Origin of the sequence: Pseudomonas sp. NFIX10 (assembly GCF_900111955.1) — a bacterium.
GTDB classification, from domain to species: Bacteria; Pseudomonadota; Gammaproteobacteria; order Pseudomonadales; family Pseudomonadaceae; genus Aquipseudomonas; species Aquipseudomonas fluorescens_AA.
In genome coordinates this window covers 34197-57542 of record NZ_FOKH01000011.1, presented here as the reverse complement: position 1 = coordinate 57542, position 23346 = coordinate 34197, and the positions used below count along the sequence as shown (strand labels likewise).

Annotated in this window: 24 protein-coding genes and 1 pseudogene; 11 read left to right on the top strand and 14 right to left on the bottom strand. The window is 61.0% G+C overall.

The window, feature by feature from the left end; translation table 11 throughout:
- Positions 1 to 401 precede the first annotated feature (401 nt).
- The 3 genes from BM321_RS12355 to BM321_RS12345 all read left to right on the top strand — a co-directional run bounded on the left by BM321_RS12355 (position 402) and on the right by BM321_RS12345 (position 2418).
- Positions 402 to 1115: an MgtC/SapB family protein gene (locus BM321_RS12355; protein ID WP_092442704.1), complete on the top strand. Its 714-nt coding sequence runs from the start codon at positions 402 to 404 to the stop codon at positions 1113 to 1115.
- A gap of 107 nt (positions 1116 to 1222) precedes the next feature.
- Positions 1223 to 1405: a hypothetical protein gene (locus BM321_RS12350; RefSeq protein ID WP_092442703.1), complete on the top strand. Its 183-nt coding sequence runs from the start codon at positions 1223 to 1225 to the stop codon at positions 1403 to 1405.
- Positions 1406 to 1446: 41 nt separating this feature from the next.
- Positions 1447 to 2418: a CorA family divalent cation transporter gene (locus tag BM321_RS12345; RefSeq protein ID WP_092442702.1), complete on the top strand. Its 972-nt coding sequence runs from the start codon at positions 1447 to 1449 to the stop codon at positions 2416 to 2418.
- 58 nt (positions 2419 to 2476) lie between these two features.
- Here the strand turns inward: BM321_RS12345 and BM321_RS12340 are convergent, their stop codons facing one another.
- From BM321_RS12340 to BM321_RS12310, 7 genes are all read right to left on the bottom strand, one after another.
- Positions 2477 to 2692 carry a TOBE domain-containing protein gene (locus tag BM321_RS12340; RefSeq protein ID WP_003177394.1) on the bottom strand — a complete coding sequence of 72 codons (216 nt, stop codon included), beginning with the start codon at positions 2690 to 2692 and terminating at the stop codon, positions 2477 to 2479.
- Positions 2693 to 2717: 25 nt separating this feature from the next.
- Positions 2718 to 3524 carry an aliphatic sulfonates ABC transporter ATP-binding protein gene (gene ssuB / locus BM321_RS12335; RefSeq protein WP_060740152.1) on the bottom strand — a complete coding sequence of 269 codons (807 nt, stop codon included), beginning with the start codon at positions 3522 to 3524 and terminating at the stop codon, positions 2718 to 2720.
- Positions 3521 to 4303: an aliphatic sulfonate ABC transporter permease SsuC gene (gene ssuC / locus BM321_RS12330; RefSeq protein WP_092333052.1), complete on the bottom strand. Its 783-nt coding sequence runs from the start codon at positions 4301 to 4303 to the stop codon at positions 3521 to 3523. The genes ssuB and ssuC overlap by 4 nt, the downstream gene beginning before the upstream one ends.
- Positions 4304 to 4310: 7 nt before the next feature.
- The gene (ssuD, locus tag BM321_RS12325; protein ID WP_060740150.1) at positions 4311 to 5459 is read right to left on the bottom strand and encodes an FMNH2-dependent alkanesulfonate monooxygenase; all 1149 of its coding nucleotides are present in this window, start codon (positions 5457 to 5459) and stop codon (positions 4311 to 4313) included.
- Positions 5460 to 5484: 25 nt separating this feature from the next.
- Positions 5485 to 6450: a sulfonate ABC transporter substrate-binding protein gene (locus BM321_RS12320; RefSeq protein WP_092442701.1), complete on the bottom strand. Its 966-nt coding sequence runs from the start codon at positions 6448 to 6450 to the stop codon at positions 5485 to 5487.
- Between the two features lie 90 nt (positions 6451 to 6540).
- Complete coding sequence (gene ssuE / locus BM321_RS12315; protein WP_092333046.1) at positions 6541 to 7134, bottom strand: NADPH-dependent FMN reductase; 594 nt, start codon at positions 7132 to 7134, stop codon at positions 6541 to 6543.
- A 330-nt stretch (positions 7135 to 7464) separates the two neighbouring features.
- Positions 7465 to 8103 carry a peroxiredoxin gene (locus tag BM321_RS12310; protein WP_024617266.1) on the bottom strand — a complete coding sequence of 213 codons (639 nt, stop codon included), beginning with the start codon at positions 8101 to 8103 and terminating at the stop codon, positions 7465 to 7467.
- Positions 8104 to 8447: 344 nt separating this feature from the next.
- Between BM321_RS12310 and BM321_RS12305 the strand changes: the two genes are divergently transcribed.
- Both BM321_RS12305 and BM321_RS30880 read left to right on the top strand, forming a co-directional pair.
- Positions 8448 to 8843, top strand: coding sequence for a type VII toxin-antitoxin system MntA family adenylyltransferase antitoxin (locus BM321_RS12305; RefSeq protein ID WP_092442700.1), 396 nt, complete (start codon positions 8448 to 8450; stop codon positions 8841 to 8843).
- Positions 8833 to 8920, top strand: a pseudogene (locus BM321_RS30880) (toxin-antitoxin antitoxin component); the annotation flags it as partial. The gene BM321_RS12305 and the pseudogene BM321_RS30880, both read left to right, overlap by 11 nt.
- Before the next feature lie 67 nt (positions 8921 to 8987).
- On the opposite strand, the gene BM321_RS12300 reads toward BM321_RS30880, so the two are convergent.
- The 3 genes from BM321_RS12300 to argE all read right to left on the bottom strand — a co-directional run bounded on the left by BM321_RS12300 (position 8988) and on the right by argE (position 13372).
- Positions 8988 to 10313: an OprD family outer membrane porin gene (locus tag BM321_RS12300; protein WP_092442699.1), complete on the bottom strand. Its 1326-nt coding sequence runs from the start codon at positions 10311 to 10313 to the stop codon at positions 8988 to 8990.
- Between the two features lie 465 nt (positions 10314 to 10778).
- Complete coding sequence (argA, locus tag BM321_RS12295; RefSeq protein WP_053126389.1) at positions 10779 to 12077, bottom strand: amino-acid N-acetyltransferase; 1299 nt, start codon at positions 12075 to 12077, stop codon at positions 10779 to 10781.
- Positions 12078 to 12214: 137 nt separating this feature from the next.
- Positions 12215 to 13372, bottom strand: coding sequence for an acetylornithine deacetylase (argE, locus tag BM321_RS12290; RefSeq protein ID WP_092442698.1), 1158 nt, complete (start codon positions 13370 to 13372; stop codon positions 12215 to 12217).
- A gap of 158 nt (positions 13373 to 13530) precedes the next feature.
- On the opposite strand from argE, the gene BM321_RS12285 reads away from it, so the two are divergent.
- Positions 13531 to 14898, top strand: coding sequence for a CYTH domain-containing protein (locus tag BM321_RS12285; protein ID WP_092442786.1), 1368 nt, complete (start codon positions 13531 to 13533; stop codon positions 14896 to 14898).
- 125 nt (positions 14899 to 15023) lie between these two features.
- Here BM321_RS12285 and BM321_RS12280 read toward each other — a convergent pair whose 3' ends face one another.
- Complete coding sequence (locus tag BM321_RS12280; protein WP_092442697.1) at positions 15024 to 15494, bottom strand: Lrp/AsnC family transcriptional regulator; 471 nt, start codon at positions 15492 to 15494, stop codon at positions 15024 to 15026.
- 126 nt (positions 15495 to 15620) lie between these two features.
- Between BM321_RS12280 and BM321_RS12275 the strand changes: the two genes are divergently transcribed.
- From BM321_RS12275 to BM321_RS12255, 5 genes are all read left to right on the top strand, one after another.
- Positions 15621 to 15959 carry a hypothetical protein gene (locus BM321_RS12275; protein ID WP_092442696.1) on the top strand — a complete coding sequence of 113 codons (339 nt, stop codon included), beginning with the start codon at positions 15621 to 15623 and terminating at the stop codon, positions 15957 to 15959.
- Positions 15960 to 16104: 145 nt separating this feature from the next.
- A complete protein-coding gene (locus BM321_RS12270) occupies positions 16105 to 17889 on the top strand; it encodes a type IV pilus assembly ATPase TfpB (RefSeq protein WP_092442695.1) in 1785 nt (594 codons plus the stop codon).
- 174 nt (positions 17890 to 18063) lie between these two features.
- On the top strand, positions 18064 to 18984 hold the full coding sequence (locus BM321_RS12265; RefSeq protein WP_014340768.1) for an SPFH domain-containing protein: 921 nt from the start codon (positions 18064 to 18066) through the stop codon (positions 18982 to 18984).
- A 9-nt stretch (positions 18985 to 18993) separates the two neighbouring features.
- Positions 18994 to 19443 carry an NfeD family protein gene (locus tag BM321_RS12260; RefSeq protein ID WP_092442694.1) on the top strand — a complete coding sequence of 150 codons (450 nt, stop codon included), beginning with the start codon at positions 18994 to 18996 and terminating at the stop codon, positions 19441 to 19443.
- Positions 19444 to 19511: 68 nt separating this feature from the next.
- Complete coding sequence (locus BM321_RS12255; protein WP_092442693.1) at positions 19512 to 19829, top strand: DUF2388 domain-containing protein; 318 nt, start codon at positions 19512 to 19514, stop codon at positions 19827 to 19829.
- 177 nt (positions 19830 to 20006) lie between these two features.
- Here BM321_RS12255 and gcvH read toward each other — a convergent pair whose 3' ends face one another.
- The 3 genes from gcvH to BM321_RS12240 form a co-directional block, all read right to left on the bottom strand.
- Positions 20007 to 20390, bottom strand: a complete 384-nt coding sequence (gene gcvH / locus BM321_RS12250; protein ID WP_092442692.1) for a glycine cleavage system protein GcvH — start codon at positions 20388 to 20390, stop codon at positions 20007 to 20009.
- Between the two features lie 52 nt (positions 20391 to 20442).
- Complete coding sequence (gcvT, locus tag BM321_RS12245) at positions 20443 to 21525, bottom strand: glycine cleavage system aminomethyltransferase GcvT (protein ID WP_092442691.1); 1083 nt, start codon at positions 21523 to 21525, stop codon at positions 20443 to 20445.
- Between the two features lie 155 nt (positions 21526 to 21680).
- The gene (locus tag BM321_RS12240; protein ID WP_092442690.1) at positions 21681 to 23297 is read right to left on the bottom strand and encodes an ABC transporter permease; all 1617 of its coding nucleotides are present in this window, start codon (positions 23295 to 23297) and stop codon (positions 21681 to 21683) included.
- Between the last annotated feature and the right edge of the window lie 49 nt (positions 23298 to 23346).

Below are 23346 nucleotides of genomic sequence, written 5' to 3'. Positions count from 1 at the left end.
TTGACCGAGAGGCTGATGATAGCGACCGACGGACAGTGTCCTGACGCGATCAGAAACAAATCACCTCCCGTTTTTGTTTGATTTCTACCTTTAGAGTATTTACCTTCGCCCCCGCTTTTTAGTCCACACAGGAGTCCAGTCTTGGACAGTTACCCCAGTCGATCACGACAGGCTAAAACGGCAAGTTAGTCCAGCAGCCCCCTCTCTGCCACTGTCTTGCCGTCTTACGGCGGATAGCGGTATTTCGGTCCCGGCTCGGGATTCAAAACCTTCTTCCCCATGAATTCCCCCAGTGCCCGCACGCAAGTGCTCAGTGCATCTGTGGTGCTTCGCCCAGCCTTCGCGATCCGTTCCCAAACTCTGTTCGCTTTGCGAACAAATCGTCGGTATGGAAGTGAATCATGGATTGGAAAATATTTTTTCTGCGCGTAACCGTCGCGCTCACTCTGGGTGCCCTGGTAGGTGCCGAACGTCAATTGCGCCAGCGCCTGGCTGGATTGCGTACCAATGCCCTTGTTTCGACCGGTGCAGCCTTATTCGTCATGGTTTCATTACTTACAGCTCCCGGTGATAGCTCGGGGGCTGCGCGGATCGCCGCTCAGGTCGTTTCAGGGATTGGCTTTCTTGGCGCCGGTGTGATCATGCGTGAAGGCCTCAATGTGCGTGGCCTCAATACTGCCGCGACGCTTTGGTGCTCCGCTGCGATAGGCATTTTGTCCGGCATGGGCCATATGCTGGAGGCCGCCATCGGAACGCTGGTAGTGCTCTGCGCCAACATACTCCTGCGCGAGGCCGCACAACGTATAAATCGTCAGGGGGCGGCCGCCGCCGTTGAAGTGGATCAGCGCTTTACTTTCAACATCGTCTGCCGGGCGGAGGACGAGGTGCATGTGCGCACCCTCGTCCTGCATGGCTTGAGTGGAAGCGCCCTGCGCTTGCAATCACTGCACAGTGAAGATCTGGCCAACCCGGACAAGCTCGAAGTACGCGCTGAACTTGTCGGCACGCCAGCAAGCCCGGCACAACTGGAACAGTTGGCCAGCCGGGTGAGCCTGGAAAAAGGGGTGAGTTCGGTACGTTGGCAGCTGCTCAACAGCAATCTGCAAGACGAGTAATTACCCCTACCGATAGACGCCGCACCGTAGGCGTCAGCACACGCCGGAGCGCCATGAACTCATCCTCCGGTTTTTATTCCCTCCCCGTAGAGACGAACGGAGTTGCCATGAAAAAGAAGCCGCCAAACCGCACCAGCCTTGAAAACGAAGTAATCGTTGCGGTGATCGTGTTGTATTTGGTTCTCGCAATAGTCATGACGGCGGTGCACTACATGCAGCCACCAGACCAGGAAACCACGACGTCATCAACCTCGCCTTCCCACAGCGAGCTCAATCCCGCGTCCAAGTAGGGCATTTGTCCATACAATGGCCCGCCTACGAGTAATCAGACATGATCCGCAGCATCATCAACAATCACGCGACACTTTCTATCGCTCAGGGACTACCTCAGCCGGAGCATGATCACGAGGTCGTTTGGCTTGAGGTAAACGCACCGACGTTCGAAGAAAGTGCGAATCTGCAACAGCGTTTCGGCATCGAAACTTCCCCGAAAAACAGTAGCGTCATAGAAGATGGGCATTTTCTGTACATGCGCTCGAAACTGCTTGCATTGGATGCAAGCGGGGCTCCGCATTTTGGAGGTGTGACCTTCGTCCTGGGTGAGCAGATAGTAGCCATTCTCTGCGATGACGTGCACTTTCGCCCTTTTGATGTCGCGCTTCAGCGTTTGCGTCGAAAACCTGCCGATACCCAAAACCCAAAGGCGATACTGCGAGTGTTACTGCAGATGGCCAACGACGGCGCTGATGCTGTCATCGACCGTATTGCCGACGAGCTGGAGAAGAGTGCCGAGGAAATTTCCGCAATCTCCGATGGCTACAACTCGGATGGTAAGGAGTTGGGCGTACCGGACCTGATCGAAACGATGCGCGCACTCAACGACAAGGAAGAGCTGATCTCTCTCTGTATTGAGGCACAACTCTCGCTTGCACGCACAGTGCGATACCTGAGCAGCGAGGTGGACAACACCACCGAAGCTGATTTGCAGGGCCTTGTGAATGAACTCACAGCCGACGTTGCGGGAGTCAAGGAGCATGCCTACTTCGAACACGAAAAAGTACGATACTTGCAAAATGCCGTGACGAACATTCTCAACATAAAACAGAACCAAATCGTCAAGGTGTTCACCATCATCACCGCTGTTTTCCTGCCGCCCACGCTGGTGGGTACGTTCTACGGCATGAACTTCGCGGTAATGCCGGAGCTTTCATGGGAGCACGGCTTCATCTATTCAATGGGGCTGACACTTTCGGCTGCGGTCCTCCCGCTTGTTTATATCAAGCGCAAAGGCTGGCTGCGCTAGTTGAAAGTACAAAGCCCCGAAGGGCTCACGCCGTCCGGGGCTGTTGATGGAGCATCGCTCACAACTTGGCGATCGATACCTCGGTGGATTTGACGAAAGCGATCACTTCACTGCCGATCGCCAACTCCAGCTCCTTGACCGAACGGGTGGTGATGACCGAGGTGACGATGCCGGAAGCGGTCTGCACGTCGATTTCCGACAATACGTCGCCTTCGACGATTTCCTTGATGGTGCCTTTGAACTGGTTGCGTACGTTGATGGCTTTGATAGTCATGGTGTCGATTCCTGTCTGGATGAAGTTATTGCGCCCAACGCAACTGCGTGGGCAAGGGTGAAACGGGTTCGGGGTCCGGCGGTTGGCCGGGCAAGGACAGCACACGGTTGAGGACTTCGGTTTCCAGGCTCGCCAGGCGATGAGAGCCGCGAGCCCGTGGACGCGGCAGGTCGATGGCCAGGTCGAGGCCGATCTGGCCGTCCTCGATCAGGATCACCCGATCGGCAATCGCCACCGCTTCGCTGACGTCGTGGGTCACCAGCAACACCGTGAAGCCGTGCTGCCGCCAGAGGTTTTCGATCAGTTGCTGCATCTCGATACGGGTCAGGGCGTCCAGCGCCCCCAAGGGTTCGTCGAGCAACAACAGCCGGGGCTTATGAATCAATGCGCGGGCCAGGGCCACCCGTTGCTTCTGGCCACCGGACAGCGCCGCCGGCCACTCATGGGCGCGGTCGGCCAGGCCCACCGCTTCCAGTGCCTGCAACGCTTGCGGGCGCCAATTGCCCTTGAGGCCGAGGCCGACGTTATCGATGATTTTTTTCCAGGGCAGCAAACGTGCCTCCTGGAACATCAGCCGCGTGTCTTCCCGTGCATCGCTCAACGACGCCGAACCGGCCAACAGCTGTCCACCGGTGGGCTGATCGAGGCCAGCCAATAAACGCAGCAAGGTACTTTTGCCACAGCCACTGCGACCGACCACGGCCACGAACTGACCGGCCGGAATATGCAGGTCGATATCGCGCAATACCTGGCGCGTGCCGAAGGTTTTTTGCAGCTTGCGCACCGCCAGCGGGATGCCACGCAGCAGATGCGGAGGTTGTTGGGCGGTCATGCCACACCTCCCTTGTTCACTTGGTACGCCGGGTGCCAGCGCAGCCAGACCCGCTCAAGTCCGCGAGCGGCCAGGTCGGCCAGTTTGCCCAGCACGGCGTACAGGAGAATCGCCAGCACCACCACATCGGTTTGCAGGAACTCCCGGGCATTCATCGCCAGGTAACCGATGCCGGAGCTGGCCGAGATGGTTTCCGCCACGATCAGCGTCAGCCACATGAAACCCAGGGCAAAGCGCACGCCCACCAGGATCGAAGGCAAGGCGCCCGGCAGGATCACCTGGCGAAACAGGCTGAAGCCGGACAAGCCGTAGCTGCGGGACATCTCCACCAGCGCCGGGTCGACGTTGCGAATCCCGTGGTAGGTGTTGAGGTAGATGGGAAACAACGTGCCCAGGGCCACCAGGAAAATCTTCGCCGACTCGTCGATGCCGAACCACAGGATCACCAGCGGAATCAGCGCCAGGTGCGGGACGTTCCTGACCATTTGCACGGAGCTGTCCAGCAGGCGTTCGCCCCATTTCGACAAACCGGTGATGAAGCCCAGGGCCAGGCCGATGCCGCCGCCAATCAGGAAACCGACCGCTGCGCGCCAACCGCTGATCGCCAGATGGGTCCAGATCTCGCCGCTGCGCACCAGGTTGACCCCGGCTTCGATCACCGCCACCGGCGCCGGGAGGATCCGCGTGGACAACCAGCCGGCCGATACCGACAGTTGCCAGACCGACAGCAACAGCAGCGGCACCGCCCAGGGCGCGAGGTTGTGAATGATTTTCTTCATGGCCGCCTCAGCTCTGGGACGCGGCTTTGGGCAGGATGTCGTTGGCGACCATTTCACCGAACGGGCTCACATACCCCTGGCTTTTCGGCAGCTCAGGGCGCTCCACGTCTAGGTGCGGGAACAACAGTTCCGCCACGCGATAGGACTCTTCAAGGTGTGGATAACCGGAGAAGATAAAGGTGTCGATGCCCAGGTCGGCGTACTCCTTGACCCGCGCCGCCACGGTCGGGCCATCGCCCACCAGCGCCGTACCGGCACCGCCGCGAACCAGACCGACACCGGCCCAGAGGTTGGGGCTGACTTCCAGCTTGTCGCGACGGCCACCGTGCAGGGCGGCCATGCGTTGCTGGCCCACCGAATCGAAGCGCGCCAGGGAGGCCTGGGCACGGGCGATGGTGTCATCGTCCAGGTGGGAGATCAGCCGGTCGGCCGCCTGCCAGGCTTCGGCGTTGGTTTCCCGCACGATCACATGCAGGCGAATACCGAAGCGCACGGTACGGCCCAGTTTCGCTGCCTTGGCCCGTACCTGAGCGATTTTTTCCGCCACGGCCGCGGGCGGCTCGCCCCAGGTCAGTACCATTTCCACCTGCTCGGCGGCGAGGTCCTGGGCGGCTTCCGACGAGCCGCCGAAATACAGCGGCGGACGCGGTTGCTGGATCGGCGGATAGAGCAACTTGGCGCCCTTCACGCTGATGTGCTCGCCGTCGTAATCCACGGTCTCGCCTTCCAGCACCCGGCGCCAGATGCGGGTGAACTCCACTGATGCCTGGTAGCGTTGCTCGTGGTCGAGGAACAGGCCATCGCCGGCCAGTTCGTCCGGGTCACCGCCGGTCACCAGGTTGAACAATGCCCGCCCGCCGGACAACCGGTCGAGGGTCGCGGCCTGACGCGCCGCCACCGTCGGGGAAATGATCCCAGGGCGCAGGGCCACGAGGAATTTCAGACGTTGGGTCACGGGAATCAACGAAGCGGCGACCAGCCAGGAGTCCTCGCAGGAACGCCCGGTGGGGATCAGCACGCCGCCAAAACCCAGTCGATCCGCCGCTTGGGCGACCTGCTGCAGGTAACCGTGATCGACGGCGCGGGCGCCTTCGGCAGTGCCAAGGTAATGGCCGTCGCCGTGGGTAGGCAGGAACCAGAAGATATTGAGGCTCATGGAGTGGTCTCCTAAAGGAATCGAATTACTGCGCGTTCGCAACGGCCGCCGGCGGCGTCCAGATCACGTCCTTGATACTCAAGGGTTTGGGAATCAATTTGAGCTGGTAGAAGCTGTCGGCGATTTTCTGTTGTGCCGCCACCACGTCCGGCGTGAGGAACAGCGCCCCGTAGCCTTGGCGTTTCACCGACGTCAGGGTGATGTCCGCCGGCAGACCCAGCAGCGGCGAGACCTGCTTGGTCACGTCTTCAGGGTTGGCCTTGGACCACTCGCCCACCGCGCGCACTTCCTCCACCAGGGTCGTGATGACCTGGGGATTCTTTTGCGCATAGGGTTTGGTGGCGAGGTAGAACTGGTGGTTATCGACGATGCCTTTGCCGTCACGCAGGGGGCGTGCCTGCAACTGTTGTTCGGCGGCAGCCTGGTACGGGTCCCAGATCACCCAGGCGTCCACGCTGCCCCGTTCGAACGCGGCGCGGGCGTCGGCCGGCGGCAGGAACACGGTCTGGATATCGGAATACTTGAGGCCGGCGTCTTCCAGCGCCCGCACCAGCAGGTAGTGGACGTTGGAGCCTTTGTTCAGTGCGACTTTCTTGCCCTTCAGGTCTTGCACCGACTGGATGGCCGACCCCTTGGGCACGAGGATGGCTTCACTGGTGGGCGCCGGTGGTTCGTAAGCGACATAAAGCAGATCGGCGCCCGCGGCCTGGGCAAACACCGGCGGGGTTTCACCGGTTACGCCAAAGTCGATGGAGCCGACGTTCAAGCCTTCCAGCAGCTGCGGGCCGCCGGGGAACTCGGTCCATTGCACGTCCACGCCTTGGGCGGCGAGGCGTTTCTCCAACGAGCCCTTGGCCTTGAGCAGCACCAGGGTGCCGTATTTCTGATAACCGATCCGCAAGGTCTCGGCTTGAGCTTGAGCGATGACGCCGAGGGACACAGCCGCAGCAAACAGAGCGACCAGCCCGCGACGCAAAATGACAGTGCGCATGGCGCCTCTCCTTTTTGCTGTGGGGTTTTGGCTGCACCTGCTGGGCCGTTGGCGGCTGAGTAAGGTGAGTTGAATCAGAGTGTTCGGGGTTCAAATGCTCCAGCGAGCACTCAGCAAACGTTCGTTCAATACATTGGGGTCCAGCGGCCTGGGCCGGCGGGCCATGGCACTGAAAAACTGTTCCAGCGCCTCGTCCAGGCGCTGCTGCAGGGCCGGCGCCAATTGCGCCTGGGCGCTGCCCTCGCCGTAAGCGATCTGGCTGTCTTCGGCAAAGATTCCGTGGAGCATTTCCTGAGCCTTGAGCGCCGACAACACTGGCTTGAGGGCGTAGTCCACCGCCAGCATATGGGCGATGCTGCCACCGGTTGCCATCGGCAACACCACTTTATGGGCCAGGGCGCGCTCAGGCAGCAGGTCCAGCACCGTCTTCAGCGCGCCGGAAAAAGACGCCTTGTACACCGGCGTGGCGATCAACAGGCCATCGGCGTTTTCGATCTGCTGGAGTAGGTCGACCACCTTCGGGCTGTCGAAACGGGCATGGAGCAGATCTTCGGCCGGGAAGTCGCGCACCTGATAGCTCACCACTTCCACACCTTGCTGCTGCAACCAGCGTTGCGAACGTTCCAGCAGCACCCCTGAGCGGGAGCGTTGGCTGGGACTGCCACCGAGTGAGACGACCAACATGCCTACCCTTCCTTAACTGTCACGTGCGATTCGCGGCGGGCGATCTCGCTGCATGGGTCAAACCATAACAGGGGATTCATATATCTTTAAATCATATTTATTCATTTGGTTATGCAATTTTGAGATATACGATATCCTTTTCTTTGCCGCAATAAAAAAGGCCGTCGAAACGGCCAAAACCCTTGGTGCACAGGTACTGATCGTTCCCACGCTCTGCGTGGGAATGCAGCCAGGGACGCTCTGCGTCCCAAAAGCCGAACGCGGAGCGTCCGTTGAGGCGTTCCCACGCAGAGCGTGGGAACGATCATCAGATCAGGTTCAGGTGGTGCATCAGCGATTGGGCTGCGGGGTCAGGCGCAGGTAAGGTTTCACGGCGCGATAACCCTTGGGGAAGCGCTGCTTGAGTTCCTCTTCATCCTTGAGCGACGGCACGATCACCACTTCATCACCGTCCTGCCAGTTGGCCGGGGTGGCGACTTTGTAGTTGTCGGTCAACTGCAGGGAATCGATCACCCGCAGGATCTCGTTGAAATTGCGCCCGGTGCTGGCCGGGTAGGTGATGGTCAGGCGAATCTTCTTGTTCGGGTCGATCACGAACAGTGAGCGCACGGTCAAGGTGTCGCTGGCGTTGGGGTGGATCAGGTCGTACAGGTCCGACACCTTGCGGTCGGCATCGGCCAGGATCGGAAAATTGACCACGGCGTTCTGGGTCTCGTTGATGTCCTCGATCCACTTGTGGTGCGAGTCCACCGGGTCCACCGAGAGGGCAATGGCCTTGACCCCGCGCTGGGCGAACTCGTCCTTGAGCTTGGCGGTGAGGCCCAACTCGGTGGTGCATACCGGTGTGAAGTCCGCCGGGTGGGAAAACAGCACGCCCCAGCTGTCGCCGAGCCATTCGTGGAAGCGAATCTTGCCGGCGCTGGAATCCTGTTCGAAGTCGGGGGCGATGTCGCCGAGTCTGAGGCTCATGGTGCGGCTCCTGGATGGGGTTGTCGTGAGCCCAACTTTGCACTGGTTTCGATTGATTTAAAAAGAATAAATATCCATTTATCTAGATCATTAGTGAATATAAAAAACTGTTCACTGGCGCCATTCCGTCTACTGGCCCAAGATCGACATCGAGGTTCGAGAAGGCCTCGAGTTGCTGAAAGAGGAGAAGTTTCGGGGAGGGCTACAGGGGTGGGTCCGACTCGAAAAAACGTAAAGCCCCGCCCGGCGTGATGCCGGGCGGGGCTTTTTTTATGGCGTTTGTCCGCACCCTCGGTTAGTAAATTATTGACCCGATGTCAGGACGAGCGGCTAGGATAGGCTGCATGAACACTCAAGCCTTGTTAACCCATCTGCAAAACCATCTGCCTGATTTACTGGCGGTGTACCTGTTCGGTAGCCATGCACAAGGGACCGCCGGACCCGACAGTGATGTGGATATGGCTGTGCTCTTGTCCGGTCAGGTCGACCCTGCGTTGTTATGGCACCTTTCAGGAGACTTGGCAGACATAGCCGGGAGTCCGGTGGATCTGATTGACTTGCGCGCGGCAACGACCGTGATGCAATACCAGATCGTGACCCGAGGCCAGAGATTCTGGGCCAGAGACGTACAGGCAAGGTTGTACGAATGTTTTATCCTCAGCGAAAAAACCGCTCTCGACGAGGCTCGGGCAGGCCTGCTCAACGATATTCAAGACGAAGGCAGCGTGTATGGTCGATGACGTACATCAACAAAGCTGCGAGCATCGAGCGTTGCGTCCCAAGGGTACGGGAGGAATACGAAAAGAATCCCGCTAGCCGACCCGAAAACGTAAAAGCCCCGCCGGGCGCACTGCCGGGCGGGGCTTTTTTTACTTTTCTACGTCTTACAGGAAGTTGTAAGTGTAGTTGAAGATCAGGCGGGTCTGATCCTGGTCGGCAATACCAGTGCCGCTGCCACGGTAAGAACCGTAACGCAGGGTCGTGCCGAAGCCCTTGAGCGGACCTTGCTGGACAACGTAGTCCAGGCGCATGTCACGCTCCCACTCGGAAGTATCGCTTCCGCCAGTAGCGGACTTGATGTCATCGCCATGCAGGTAGGCAATCGCGGCCTTCAGGCCTGGAACGCCCAGGCCGGTAAAGTCGTACGAGTATTGACCAAAGGTGGTGTTCTCACCTGCACGGATGAACTGCTGGATCATGCTGTCGGTGAACAGGTAGAAGCTCGAACCACCCGCGCCTTCGTTACGACCGGCATCATTGAGCAGGCTGCCCTGGTTCAGGTAGACGAAGCCACCATCATCGCCAACTTGTTGATGGCCCAACAGGAACGCGCTGCCGCCCAGGGTATAGGTGAACATGGCGCTCCAGGTCTTGTTATCGACCTCGCCCGGGTTCTTGGCGTAGCCACCGTTGTTGTTGAAGCGATAGCCCGGGTCGCCGTTGCGGCCATCGGAGCTGCTGTCGAAGTAACGCAGGTCAGTCTTGAACGACTGGCCTTCGCTGACCGGGAAAACGTGTACCGCACCCAGGAAGTGCTGTTTGTAGTAATCCTGCAGGTTGGCGTAGTAGTACTGCAGGGTCAGGTCTTTGGTGACCTTCCAGTCAGCACCGGCGTAACGGAACTGGTTGCTGTCCTCAGTACCGCCGTTCACGGCCAGGCCAGTGCTGTTGGTCCCGGCACGGCCCTGCGCGTGCTCCAGTTGGCCGGCGTTGAACGTGACGTTGTCCAGGTCCTTGGAGGTGATCGTGCCACCTTCAAAGGTTTGCGGCAGCAGGCGGCCATCGTTGGCGACCAGGATCGGCAGGTTAGGCTGCAGTGCGCCACCCAGGTGAGCCTCGGTCTTGGAGAAAAGCGCCTTCACGTTGCCCGATGCGCGGCTCCAGCTGTGTTCGGCAGAGCCGTCGGAGTCGCTTGGGGAGAAGGAGTTGTTGTCTGGGTGTTGACCCTTGCCACCGTCGAGGTGAAGACCGGCCAACGCCTGGGCGTCGATACCAAAACCCACCACGCCTTGAGTGAAGCCGGATTTGTAGTCGAACTTCAGGCCAGTGGCGGCCTCACGCTGGTCGCTACCGCCTTCATGGTTATCGTTGTCAAAGTACATGGTGCGAGAACTGACGGACGCCTTGCTGTCCTCGATAAAACCCGCTGCGCCTGCCTGCTGCGCCAAAACCCCAAAGGCCACAGCCAGGGCCAAGGTAGACTTGTTCATGCTTCGCTCCTCTCGTTTTCTAATTCTTGTGTTCTTTGGTCCTGGATCGATCGTCCGGAATCCGCAGATGCGCGATTAGCGCCAGACCGTGACTGACAAGTCAATCGTAACCATTTGTGACTACGACCAAGGTCTAACTCCGCTACACCGGCCCGCAGGATAATGGATTCTCTATAAATCCAAAAAGAATTGTTTCATTAGTTTTCAGCTCGATTCGACATATGGGTGCCACTAAAGCGTCATCAAGCCGTGACAAGGCTTATCGGCGATATCGAGGATTACTGAATGGTGTTTTATCGGGTTTTGCGAGGTCCGCTCATCCTGCGGCGAAATAAGGCTCCGGCGCCTCCAATGGCTTCGATCCTGATCACAACGACGGCGCGCGCGGTGCGATCTTGAGCGTTCCAGACTAGCTGCTAATTGTCTGAAATCAAGATCGCGGTCGCGCAAGGGTTTGGAACGGCTCTACAGGGCCTTTTCGAATATCTTCGAATTACGCTGATAGTTGTAGAGCGACGCCCGCGCTGCCGGCAGACGGTCGACGCTGCTGGGCTCGAAACCGCGTTCGCGGAACCAGTGGGCAGTCCGGGTCGTCAGTACGAACAGCGTCTTGAGCCCTTGGGCACGGGCCCGGGTTTCGATTCGCTCCAACAGTTCATCGCCCCGGCCACCGTGGCGGTACTCCGGATTCACCGCCAGGCAGGCCAGTTCCCCGGCATCCGAATCGGCGATCTGATACAGCGCCGCGCAGGCGATGATCATGCCTTCGCGCTCGACCACGCTGAACTGTTCGATCTCGCGCTCCAGCACTTCGCGGGAGCGACGCACCAGAATCCCCTGCTCTTCCAGCGGGCTGATCAGGTCCAGCAGGCCGCCGACGTCTTCGATGGCCGCTTCGCGCACCACCTCGAATTGCTCCTGGGCCACCAGCGTACCGCTGCCATCGCGGGTGAACAGTTCAGCCAGCAGCGCGCCATCCTCGGCATAGCTGACGATATGGCTGCGTGCGACCCCGCCACGACAGGCCTGGGCCGCCGCATCCAGCAGTTCGGCCTGATAGTCGCTGCCCAGGCGCTGCATGTGGCCCGGGACCTGTTGCGGGCGCAATTCCCGAACCAGCCGTCCGTCCTCGCCGATAAGCCCTTGCTCGGCGCCGAACAGCAACAGCTTGTCGGCCGCCAGGTCGATGGCCGCCCGGGTGGCGACGTCTTCACAGGCCAGGTTGAAGATCTCCCCGGTGGGCGAATAACCCAACGGCGACAGCAACACGATGGAGCGCTCGTCCAGCAGGCGGTTGATGCCCTTGCGATCGACCCGGCGCACTTCACCGGTGTGGTGATAATCCACGCCTTCGAGCACGCCGATGGGACGCGCGGTGACCAGGTTGCCGCTGGCGACCCGCAGCCGCGAGCCCTGCATGGGCGAGGAGGCCATGTCCATGGACAAGCGTGCCTCGATGGCGATGCGCAATTGGCCGACGGCGTCGATCACGCACTCCAGGGTCGCCGCATCGGTGATGCGCATGCCGTGATGGTAATGGGGCGTCAGGCCCCGTGCCGCGAGGCGGGTCTCGATCTGCGGGCGCGAACCGTGGACCAGCACCAGGCGCACGCCGAGGCTGTGCAGCAGCACCAGGTCATGGACGATGTTGCCGAAATTGGGGTGTTCCACCCCGTCGCCGGGCAGCATGACGATGAAGGTGCAATCGCGGTGGGCGTTGATGTAGGGCGAAGCGTGACGAAGCCAATTGACGTATTCGGGCATGAACCTGGACCTGTAATAAATAACAGCCAAAAAAAGACGAAACAGAACGCACAACGGGCTGATGGTTATCGTCGGAACAGGCTTGGCGACACGCGCGCTCTCCTCATGTGATGAATACGGGCCCGCAAGGGCACAATTTAACCGGCCGTGGCCGGCGTCAGGCAGTAATGGCCGATCAGCTGCCGCAGCAACTGTACGGTAGGTTGCAAACGTGACATTTCAAGGTACTCGCCCGGTTGGTGGGCACAGGCGATATCGCCAGGACCAAGCACCAGGGTTTCGCAGCCAAGGCGCTGAAGATAAGGCGCTTCGGTGCCGAACGCCACTGCTTCGGCGCGATGGCCGGTCAGTCGTTCGGCCACGCGGACCAACTCGGCGTCCTCGGCCTGCTCGAACGGGGGCACTTCGGGGAACAGCGGCGCATAGTCGATCTTGACCTGGTGTCGCTCGGCAATCGGCTCGAGCTTCTGCCGGATCGCCGCCCGCAGCACTTGCGGGTCCATGCCCGGTAACGGGCGCAGGTCGAATTCCATGGAGCACTGGCCGCAGATCCGGTTGGGGTTATCACCACCGTGGATGCAACCGAAGTTCAGGGTCGGTTGTGGCACGCTGAACTGTGGATTACGGAATTCACGCTGCCATTGCAGGCGCAGGCCACGCAGTTCGCCCATGGCATCGTGCATGGCTTCCAGGGCGCTGTGGCCCAGGCGCGGATCGGACGAATGGCCGCTGCGCCCGAGAATGTCGATGCGCTCCATCATCACGCCCTTGTGCAGGCGAATCGGGCGCAGACCGGTCGGCTCGCCGATCACCGCCGCGCGCCCCAACGGTCGGCCGGCATCGGCCAGGGCCCGGGCGCCGGACATGGAGCTTTCTTCGTCACAGGTCGCGAGGATCAGCAGCGGTTGCTTAAACGGTTGGTCCAGCAGCGGCTTGACCGCTTCGATGGCCAGGGCGAAAAAACCCTTCATGTCGCAACTGCCCAGGCCCACCCAACGACCATCGACCTCGGTGAGCTTCAATGGATCGGTCTGCCATAACGCACCGTCGAACGGCACCGTGTCGCTGTGGCCAGCCAACACCAGGCCGCCAGGACCACTGCCGAAACTGGCCAGCAAATTGAATTTGCCGGGGCTGACCTGCTGGACATCGCAGGAGAACCCAAGGTCGCCAAGCCAACCCGCCAGCCGTTCGATCACGGCACTGTTGGACTGGTCGAGCCCAGGTTGGGTACAGCTGACCGAAGGCGTGGCGATCAGGGCAGCGAATTGATCTTTCATGGACGGCAAAGGCATCGCTGACTCCGGGCTTACAAATTGACGTCCATCATAGAACCATCCGGCGCAAGGAATAAACCGTCGCGGCGCGTAGGATGAGCGAGTCCTGTACACTGCACGGCCTTGGCAGCCACACCTTCCCCCGGCTGCGCACCCGATCCCTGGATTTTCCGGCCATGCAGAAAGAAACCGAAATCAAACTCCGCGTCAGCCGCGAGACCCTGGCAGCCTTGCGCGAGCATCCGCTGCTGAAAAAACGCAACAAGAGTGGCTGGGAACGCCACGAATTGATGAACCAGTATTTCGACACGCCAGAGCGCGACCTGGCCCGGGCCAAGGTCGCCCTGCGCCTGCGTCGCGACGGTGAAGAGGTGATCCAGACCCTCAAGACCCGCGGCCAGAGCGTCGCCGGCCTGTCCGAACGCAACGAATACGACTGGCACCTGCCCAAGGCCAAGCTTGACCTGAAGAAGCTCGACGGCGAATGCTGGCCCGAGGCCCTGGCCGAACTGGACAAGAAAACTCTCAAGGCCATCTTCACCACCGATTTCGTCCGCGAACGCGCTGAAATCGCCTGGGGCCGTGGCAAAGGCAAGGTAGTCATCGAAGCCGCCCTGGACCTGGGCCACGTCGTGGTGGGCAAGCAGAAGGAAGAAATCTGCGAACTGGAGCTGGAATTGCGCGAAGGCGAGCCCGCCGCCCTGCTGGAACTGGCCGCCGAGCTGGCCGCGACCCTGCCCTTGATGCCGTGCGACATCAGCAAGGCCGAGCGAGGCTATCGCCTGCATGACGCGGGCAGCTATGCCTTGAGCCTGCCGGCCCCGCAGTTGACCGCCGAAACGCCGCTGGATGATGCCTTCGCCGCGCTGAGCTGGCATTTACTCGGCAGCAGCCAACGCCTGGCCGAACAATACCGTTTCAATGGCCACTGGCGCCTGCTGCAGGACTGGGTGGAAAACCTCGCCGAACTGCGTGCCCTGCTCAGCAGCCTCGGCCAGGCCGCGCCACGCCAGTCGACCCACGACCTGCGCCTGGCCCTGGACGCGTTGCTGGAAGACTGGCGTCCGCTGGTCCAGGCTGGCCTGGACGACGAAGACGTGCGCAAGGCCGCGCCGGAACAGTTCCTTGAAGAGTTGCAAGACCCGCGCTGGGGCCTGTTTTCCCTCAATACTTCACGCTGGCTGCTGGCCCGCAGCTGGGCCGCCGAGCGCAACACTCGTGGCAATCGCCAGGGCGCGGCGCAACTGGGCAGCTGGCTGCCGCGTCTGCTGGGCGAAGAATCCTCGTCCCTGCAATTGCAACGCTATCAGCAGCAGCCGGAAGACCTCGCCGAGCAGTTGCCGCGCATCGAACGCATCCAGGCCTGGCTGCACCACGCCCGTCATGTGCTGGAGATCCCGGAAATGGATCGCCTTTATGGTGAACTGAACAAGCTGGCACAACTGGCCAACCAACCCATCACCGACGAAACCCTGGATGCGCGCAAGCAGCAGGCGATTGCGGTGTACCAGAATAGGGCTTGGAAGACTTTGCTTCGCCTGTGACGCCGCCATCGCGAGCAAGCTCGCTCCCACAGGGGTTCAGCGTTGTAACCACATCCAGTGGCCGCTGAAGATCAACTGTGGGAGCGAGCTTGCTCGCGATGGGGCCAGCACATCCTCCACAGAACTCAGCGCACCACCGGCAAACTCGTCGTCGACTTGATCTCCGACAGCGCCACGATCGAATTCACTTCCTGGATCCCCGGCACCATCGACAGCTTTTCGAAAAAGAATCGCTCATAGGCCTCGATGTCCGCCGTGACGATGCGCAACAGAAAATCCACAGCGCCCATCAACACGTAACACTCCAGCACTTCGGGGAAGCCGCGAATCGCCTCGGTGAACTCGGTGAAGTTCGAACGGCCATGGGCGTTGAGTTTCACTTCGGCGAAGATCTGCGTGTCGAGGCCGATTTTCTTGCGATCCAGCAACGTCACCTGACCGCGGATGATGCCCTCCTCCTTCATCCGCTGGATCCGCCGCCAGCACGGCGATTGAGACAAGCCGACCTGCTCGGCGATTTGCGCACTGGACAGCGAGGCATCCTCTTGCAGCAGCGCCAGTATCCGGCGGTCGTAGCCATCCAGCTCGCTTTGCATAAATAAACCCATGAATGATTATTTGGAGAATCAAGCGATTCGAAAAATCGCCATAACCACTCATCTTAGATAAGAAATCTCCCGCGACACATGTAAATATTTCTCCCGCCCTCCAGGAGACCAGCCATGCCCCCACTCGAAGCCGTTGCCACCGCCACGACCCGCGCTGACGTCTGGCACACCGCCAATGCCCATTGCCGGGTGCAGTACCAAATGCTGGCCGAAGCCGAGCCGGACCTGCTGTGCCGGGCGCTGAACCTGTTTGCCTTGCAGGGCCTTACGCCACGGCACGTGCGCGTCGAGCGCCTCGACGATCTGCTGTCCCTGGACATCGGCCTGGACGGTCTGAGTTGGCATCGAGCCCAGGTGATCGCTGAAAAATTACGTAACCTGATCGGCATGTGCTCGGTGGACCTGCAAAGCGTTGAATTTACGAGGGTTGAGCCGACCCAGGCGGCCGGTTGAGCGGCCCATGGGCAAGACCTGGTAACGCATTGGTCGGGTAGTGGCCCAACGGACCACAGGGTCGGGACTATTCTTTTGCAGACCGAGCGAGGACGCCGAAGCGTCTGTATCGCGGCTTTGCTGCAATTGTCCAATAGGAACCCGCATGTCCACCAAACACGCCACTCAGGACCGCTGGCTGGACCTCAATGATCTGCTGCGCCAACTGGTCACCCAGGGCTTCATCAGCCAGGATTCGGCCGAAACCGCGCTCAACGCCCGCCGACGCCACAGCGCCAATAGCCAGCTGCATCCGCTGGAGTTCATTGCCAACCAGCACCTGGACGATCTCAGTCGCCCCGGCAAGCGCCTGGACCTGGAGAACCTGACCCTGTGGTTGTCCCAGCAGGCCGGCCAACCCTACATGCGCATCGACCCGCTGAAAATCAACGTAGCGGCCGTGACGCCCTTGATGTCCTATGCCTTTGCCCAGCGCCACAAGATCCTCGCGGTAGCGGTCGATCGTGACGCCGTCACCGTTGCCAGCGCACAGCCCTACGTCAGCAGCTGGGAAGCCGACCTCACCCACGTGCTCAAGCTGCCGATCAAGCGGGTGGTCGCCAGCCCGGTGGATATCCAGCGCCTGAGCGTGGAGTTCTATCGCCTGGCCAAATCGGTCAGCGGTGCCACCACGGTCGATCAGCAACCGAGCAACCTGAGCAATTTCGAACAGTTGCTCAACCTGGGGGCCAGTGACCAGGAACCGGACGCCAACGACGCTCACATCGTCAATATCGTCGACTGGCTGTTCCAGTACGCCTTCCAACAGCGGGCCAGCGATATCCACATCGAACCGCGCCGCGAGCAGGGCACGGTACGGTTTCGCATCGACGGGGTGCTGCACACCGTCTATCAGTTCCCGCCGCAGGTCACGATGGCGATCGTCAGCCGCCTCAAGAGCCTGGGGCGGATGAACGTCGCGGAAAAACGCAAACCCCAGGACGGCCGGGTCAAGACCAAGACCCCGGATGGCGGCGAAGTGGAATTGCGCCTGTCGACCTTGCCCACGGCGTTCGGCGAAAAAATGGTCATGCGGATCTTCGACCCGGAAGTGCTGCTCAAGGATTTCGACCAGCTCGGTTTCTCCGCCGACGACCTGCGCCGCTGGCAGGACATGACCCGCCAGCCCAATGGCATCATCCTGGTGACCGGGCCTACCGGTTCCGGCAAGACCACCACCCTCTACACCACCCTCAAGAAACTGGCGACGCCGGAAGTGAACCTCTGCACCATCGAGGACCCGATTGAAATGGTCGAGGCGTCCTTCAACCAGATGCAGGTCCAGCACAACATCGACCTGACCTTCGCCGCCGGGGTACGGGCATTGATGCGGCAAGACCCGGACATCATCATGATCGGTGAGATCCGTGACCTGGAAACCGCTGAAATGGCGATCCAGGCGGCGCTGACCGGACACCTGGTGCTGTCGACGCTGCACACCAACGACGCGCCGAGCGCCATCAGCCGCCTGCTGGAGCTGGGTGTGCCCCATTACCTGATCAAGGCCACCGTGCTCGGGGTCATGGCCCAACGGCTGGTGCGCACCCTGTGCCCGCAATGCAAGGCCCCGCTGACCCTGGACGAAGACGACTGGCAGACCCTGACGCGGCCCTGGCAGGCACCGTTGCCGAGCAATGCCCAACAGGCCGTCGGCTGCCTGGAATGCCGCGACACCGGTTATCGCGGCCGCGCCGGTGTCTACGAAATCATGCAACTGACCGACAGCGTCAAGGCCTTGATCCACCCCGACACCGACCTGCTGGCGGTGCGCCGCCAGGCCTTCAAGGAAGGGATGCGCAGCCTGAGGCTGTCGGGAGCGCAAAAGGTGGCGGCGGGGTTGACCACCGTCGAGGAAGTGTTGCGCGTGACACCGCAGAGCGAACAGAAGTAGCGGTGGCGAGAGGCTGTGGGAGCAAGGCTTGCCCGCGATGAAAATGACGCGGCCTCCCGGGGAGGCGAGGCGCCTGCATCGCGAGCAAGCTTTGCTCCCACAGAGTGAGGATAATGGCCGCTTGCCCTACACTCAGGGCTCGCAGGTCCATCTCACTTCGCACAGGGAACCGTCATGCAGATCGGTAGCGTACTTTTACTTTTCATCGGCCTGGTGGTCGCCATTCTCTTCATGGGCTTCAAGGTCGTGCCCCAGGGCTACCAATGGACTGTCGAGCGGTTCGGCCGCTACACCAACACCCTCAAGCCCGGCCTGAACATCATCATCCCGGTGATGGATCGCATCGGGCGCAAGATCAATGTCATGGAAAGCGTGCTGGACATCCCACCCCAGGAAGTCATCACCGCCGACAACGCCACGGTACAGATCGACGCCGTGTGCTTCTTCCAGGTGGTCAATACGGCCCAGGCGGCCTACGAGGTCAACAACCTCGAACACGCCATCCGCAACCTGCTGCAAACCAATATCCGCACCGTGCTGGGGTCCATGGAGCTGGACGCGATGCTGAGCCAGCGCGACGGCATCAACGAAAAATTGCTGCGCACTGTCGATGAAGCCACGGCGCCGTGGGGCATCAAGATCACCCGCATCGAGATCAAGGACATCAGCCCCCCTGCGGACCTGATGGCCGCCATGTCGGGGCAAATGAAAGCCGAACGTATCAAGCGTGCCCAGATCCTCGAAGCCGAGGGCCTGCGAGCGTCGGCGATTCTCACCGCCGAAGGCAAGAAGCAGGCGCAGATCCTCGAGGCCGAGGGCAGCCGCCAGGCGGCATTCCTGGAGTCCGAGGCCCGCGAGCGCCAGGCGCAAGCCGAAGCGTTGGCCACCCAAGTGGTGTCCCAGGCCATTGCCGACGGTAACGTCCAGGCCGTGAACTACTTCGTCGCGCAGAAATACATCGATGCACTGGGCAAACTGGCGTCAGCCAACAACAGCAAGGTGATCCTGATGCCGCTGGAAGCCAGCCAGGTCATCGGTGCGGTCGGTGGCATCGGCGAGATCGTCAGGGCCACCTTCGACAGCAAGAAAGCCTGAGGCGCGCGTATGTGGGGGTTCCTGCAACACATGTCGTACTGGGACTGGCTGGCGCTGGGTGTCATCCTGCTGATCCTTGAAGTGTTCGGCGCCGGTGGTTACCTGCTGTGGATCGGCATGGCCGCCGCGGCAGTCGGCGTGCTCACGTTCGTCCTGCCGCAGATGCCGTGGGAACTGCAGTTCCTGTTGTTCGGCCTGTTCGCCATCGCCACGGCACTGTACTGGTGGCGACGCCAGCGCAGCGCTGTGCGCCAAAGCGATCAGCCGCACCTGAACCTGCGCGGGCAGGAACTGATCGGCAAGGTCTTCCTGGTGCATGAAGCGATTGTCGATGGCCGCGGCAAGATCAAGGTGGCCGACAGTGTCTGGCTGGCCAAGGGGCCCGAATCATCCGTTGGCACACGGGTCAGGGTGGTGGCGCAGGAGGGGGCGGTGCTGCAGGTGGAGCGGGCTGACTGACAAGTCATGGAACTGAATCGAGACGCCGGTAATCCAACATCATAGTTAACCCAGTGGAGTCACCTATCATGCGTCTCAAACTTGCTGTCGCTACCGTAGCCTTGCTGTCTCTTTCTGTTGGCTCGGCAATGGCCGACACGTTTTGGCGTAACGTCATCTCGTCCGGTGCGACCACCGGTTCCACCTACCTGACCTTCAAGGATCACAAACTGATCGTCGCCGCCCAGGACGATGCCGGCAGCTTCGTCGCCAGTGATGGCGGTATCCGTGGCCCTTACCTGGAAGCGGCGATGCAGAAAGTGCGTGCCGACAACCCAGGCCTGCAAGCCACCGACATGGAACTGGCCAACGCGATCCTGGCGAAAAACGCCGTCGCCCAGGACTGATTCCGGGCCATGAAAAATGCCGCTCGATGAGCGGCATTTTTTTGCCCGGTGAAAATCCCAAGGCTGTCCCAACCCCCTGTGGGAGCGCGCGCTCGCGATAACGGAGTGTCAGCCCACATCAATGCCGCTGATCCACCGCTATCGCGAGCAAGCTCGCTCCCACAGGGGAAGTCGTCCTCATTCGCCGATAAGAGCCTTGTAACCCGCCGCGTCCAGCAACTTATCCAGCTCAGCCGTGTTGCTCGGTTTGAGCTTGAAGATCCAGGCGCCGTACGGATCGGAGTTCAGCAGCTCAGGCGAACCGCTCAACTCTTCATTGACCGCAATCACTTCACCTGCGATCGGGGAATAGATATCGGAAGCGGCCTTGACCGACTCCACCACGCCGGCCTGGTCACCTGCGGCAAAAGCCTTACCGACTTCAGTCAGCTCGACAAAGACCACATCGCCCAAGGCTTCCTGCGCATGATCACTGATGCCCACGGTAACGGAGCCGTCGGACTCCAGACGCGCCCATTCATGGCTTTCGGCAAAACGCAGTTCGGCAGGGATATCACTCATATTCTGTGTCCTCAATAGAAAGTGTCAGCGGCCAGCGGCCCGCCGCAAAAGGTTAGATCAGGGTTTTGCCATGGCGGACGAAGGTCGGTTTGACCACCCGTACCGGGTACCACTTGCCGCGAATTTCTACCTCGGCACGGTCGGCGGTTGCCATCGGAACACGTGCCAGGGCGATCGACTTGCTAAGCGTAGGAGAAAAACTACCACTGGTGATCTCCCCTTCGCCAACATTGGCGATGCGAACCACCTGATGGGCGCGCAAAACACCCCGCTCTTCCAGCACCAGCCCAACCAGTTTGTGCTGCACACCGCTGGCAAGCTCGGCTTCCAGCGCACTGCGCCCGATGAACTGACGGCTCGCCGGTTCCCAGGCGATACTCCAGGCCATGTTCGAAGCCAGCGGTGAAACATCCTGGTGGATATCCTGGCCGTAGAGGTTCATGCCGGCCTCCAGGCGCAAGGTATCGCGGGCGCCGAGGCCAATGGGCGAAATGCCAGCGCCGACCAGGTCGTTGAAGAAACTCGGGGCCTCCTGGGCGGGCAGGACGATTTCCAGGCCATCTTCGCCGGTGTAGCCGGTCCGGGCGATGAACCATTCGCCGTCGGCGCGCCCTTCGAAAGGCTTGAGTTGCTGGATGATTTGCCCACGGGATTGTGTGACCAGCTCGGCAATCTTCTGCCGGGCGTGGGGGCCCTGGATCGCCAGCATCGCCAGCTCGGGGCGCTCACGCAGTTGCGCGTCGTAGTCACCGAGCTGTGCCTGCATCCAGGCCAGGTCCTGATCGCGGGTCGAGGCGTTGAAGACCAGGCGATACCCGCCCTCGACGCGGTAGATGATCATGTCGTCGACGATGCCACCGAGCTCATTGAGCATCGCGCTGTACAAGGCACTGCCTGTGTCTTGCAAGCGGTCGACGTCATTGGCCAGCAAGCGCTGCAGCCAGACCTTGGCCTGAGGGCCGGCGACGTCGATCACGGTCATGTGGGATACATCGAACACACCGCAGTCGCGACGCACCTGATGGTGTTCTTCGACCTGCGAGCCGTAATGCAAAGGCATATCCCAACCGCCAAAATCGACCATCTTCGCGCCAAGGGCGAGATGAAGGTCATACAGAGGCGTACGCTGTCCCATGGGTTTCTCCTTCCGGGCTTGGCGAAGGTGCGGACGGGCACTGCGTAGCGCGAACGTCTGAAAAAAGGAGTTTTCTGACGCTCTCAGTTGCCCGGTCCGACAGACGGACCGCACCGAATGCCGCGCATTGTAGCCGCATGAGGTAGGACTGGCACCTAGCTGTTTCGATGGGCCGAACGTCGTATCAATCCGATGACCGGCAACAGCCCCACCAATACCAACGTCAGCGCCGGTAACGCGGCCCGGGCCCACTCCCCTTCGCTGGTCATCTCGAAGATCCGCACCGCCAGCGTGTCCCAGCCGAACGGGCGCATCAGCAACGTCGCGGGCATTTCCTTGAGCACATCGACGAACACCAGCAACGCCGCGCTCAAGGTGCCGGGCAACAGCAATGGCAGATACACTTTGAAAAACAGTCGCGGCCCACTGACCCCAAGGCTGCGTGCCGCTTCGGGCAAGGACGGACGAATGCGCGCCAGGCTGCTCTCCAACGGGCCGTAGGCCACGGCCAGGAAACGCACCAGATACGCCAGTAACAGCGCCGACAGGCTGCCCAGCAACAACGGCTTGCCTGCACCGCCGAACCAGGTCGACAGCGGGATGACCAGCTCACGGTCCAGGTAGCTGAACGCAAGCATGATCGACACCGCCAGCACCGAACCGGGCAAGGCATACCCCAGGTTCGCCAGGCCGACGCCGGCACGAATCGGACGGGTCGGCGCCAACCGCCGGGCGAACGCAAGCAGCAAGGCCACACAGACGGTGACCAGCGCCGCCAGGCCGCCCAGGTAGAGGGTGTGGACGATCAACCCGGCATAACGCTCATCCAGGTCGAAACGACCGCGTTGCCAGAACCACACCACCAACTGCAGCACCGGGATGACAAACGCGCAGGCAAATACCAGGAAGCACCAGCCACTGGCCGCCATGGCCTTGAGGCCGCGCAACGTGTACAACGCCTTGACCCGGGGTCGCTCGTTACTGGCCCGGTGAGCGCCGCGGGCCCGGCGTTCGCCGTAGAGCACCAGCATCACCGCCAGCAACAGCAGGCTGGCCAGTTGGGCAGCGCTGGAGAGGCTGAAGAAGCCGTACCAGGTCTTGTAGATGGCGGTGGTGAAGGTGTCGAAGTTGAACACCGACACCGCGCCGAAATCCGCCAGGGTTTCCATCAGCGCCAGCGCCACGCCCGCCCCGATGGCTGGCCTGGCCATTGGCAGCGCCACGCGCCAGAACGCCTGCCACGGCGACTGGCCCAGCACCCGTGCAGCCTCCATCAAGCCCTTGCCCTGGGCCAGGAAGGCACTGCGCGCCAACAAATAGACATAAGGGTAAAAGACCAGCACCAGCACCAGGATCACCCCGCCGGTGGAACGCACCCGGGGCAGGCGCAGGCCGCTGCCGAACCATTCACGCAACAGCGTCTGCACGGGACCGGCGAAATCCAGCAGGCCAACGAAAACGAACGCCAACACATAGGCCGGAATCGCGAACGGCAGCATCAACGCCCAATCGAGCCAGCGACGTCCCGGGAATTCACACAGGCTGGTGAGCCAGGCGAGACTGACACCCAGCAAGGTCACGCCGACACCCACGCCAAGGATCAACGTGAGGGTGTTGCCCAACAAGCGCGGCATCTGCGTATCCCACAAGTGGGACCAGATTTGCTGGTCGATGCTCTGCCAGGACAGCAGCAAGACACTCAAGGGCAACAGGACCAGCGCAGCGATGGCGAAGACCAGGGGGTACCAGCGGCGTTGGGCGGGGTGGGCCAAAAGGGAACTCTCGTTTAAATGATGATGCCCGCGCATTGGCGCGGGCACC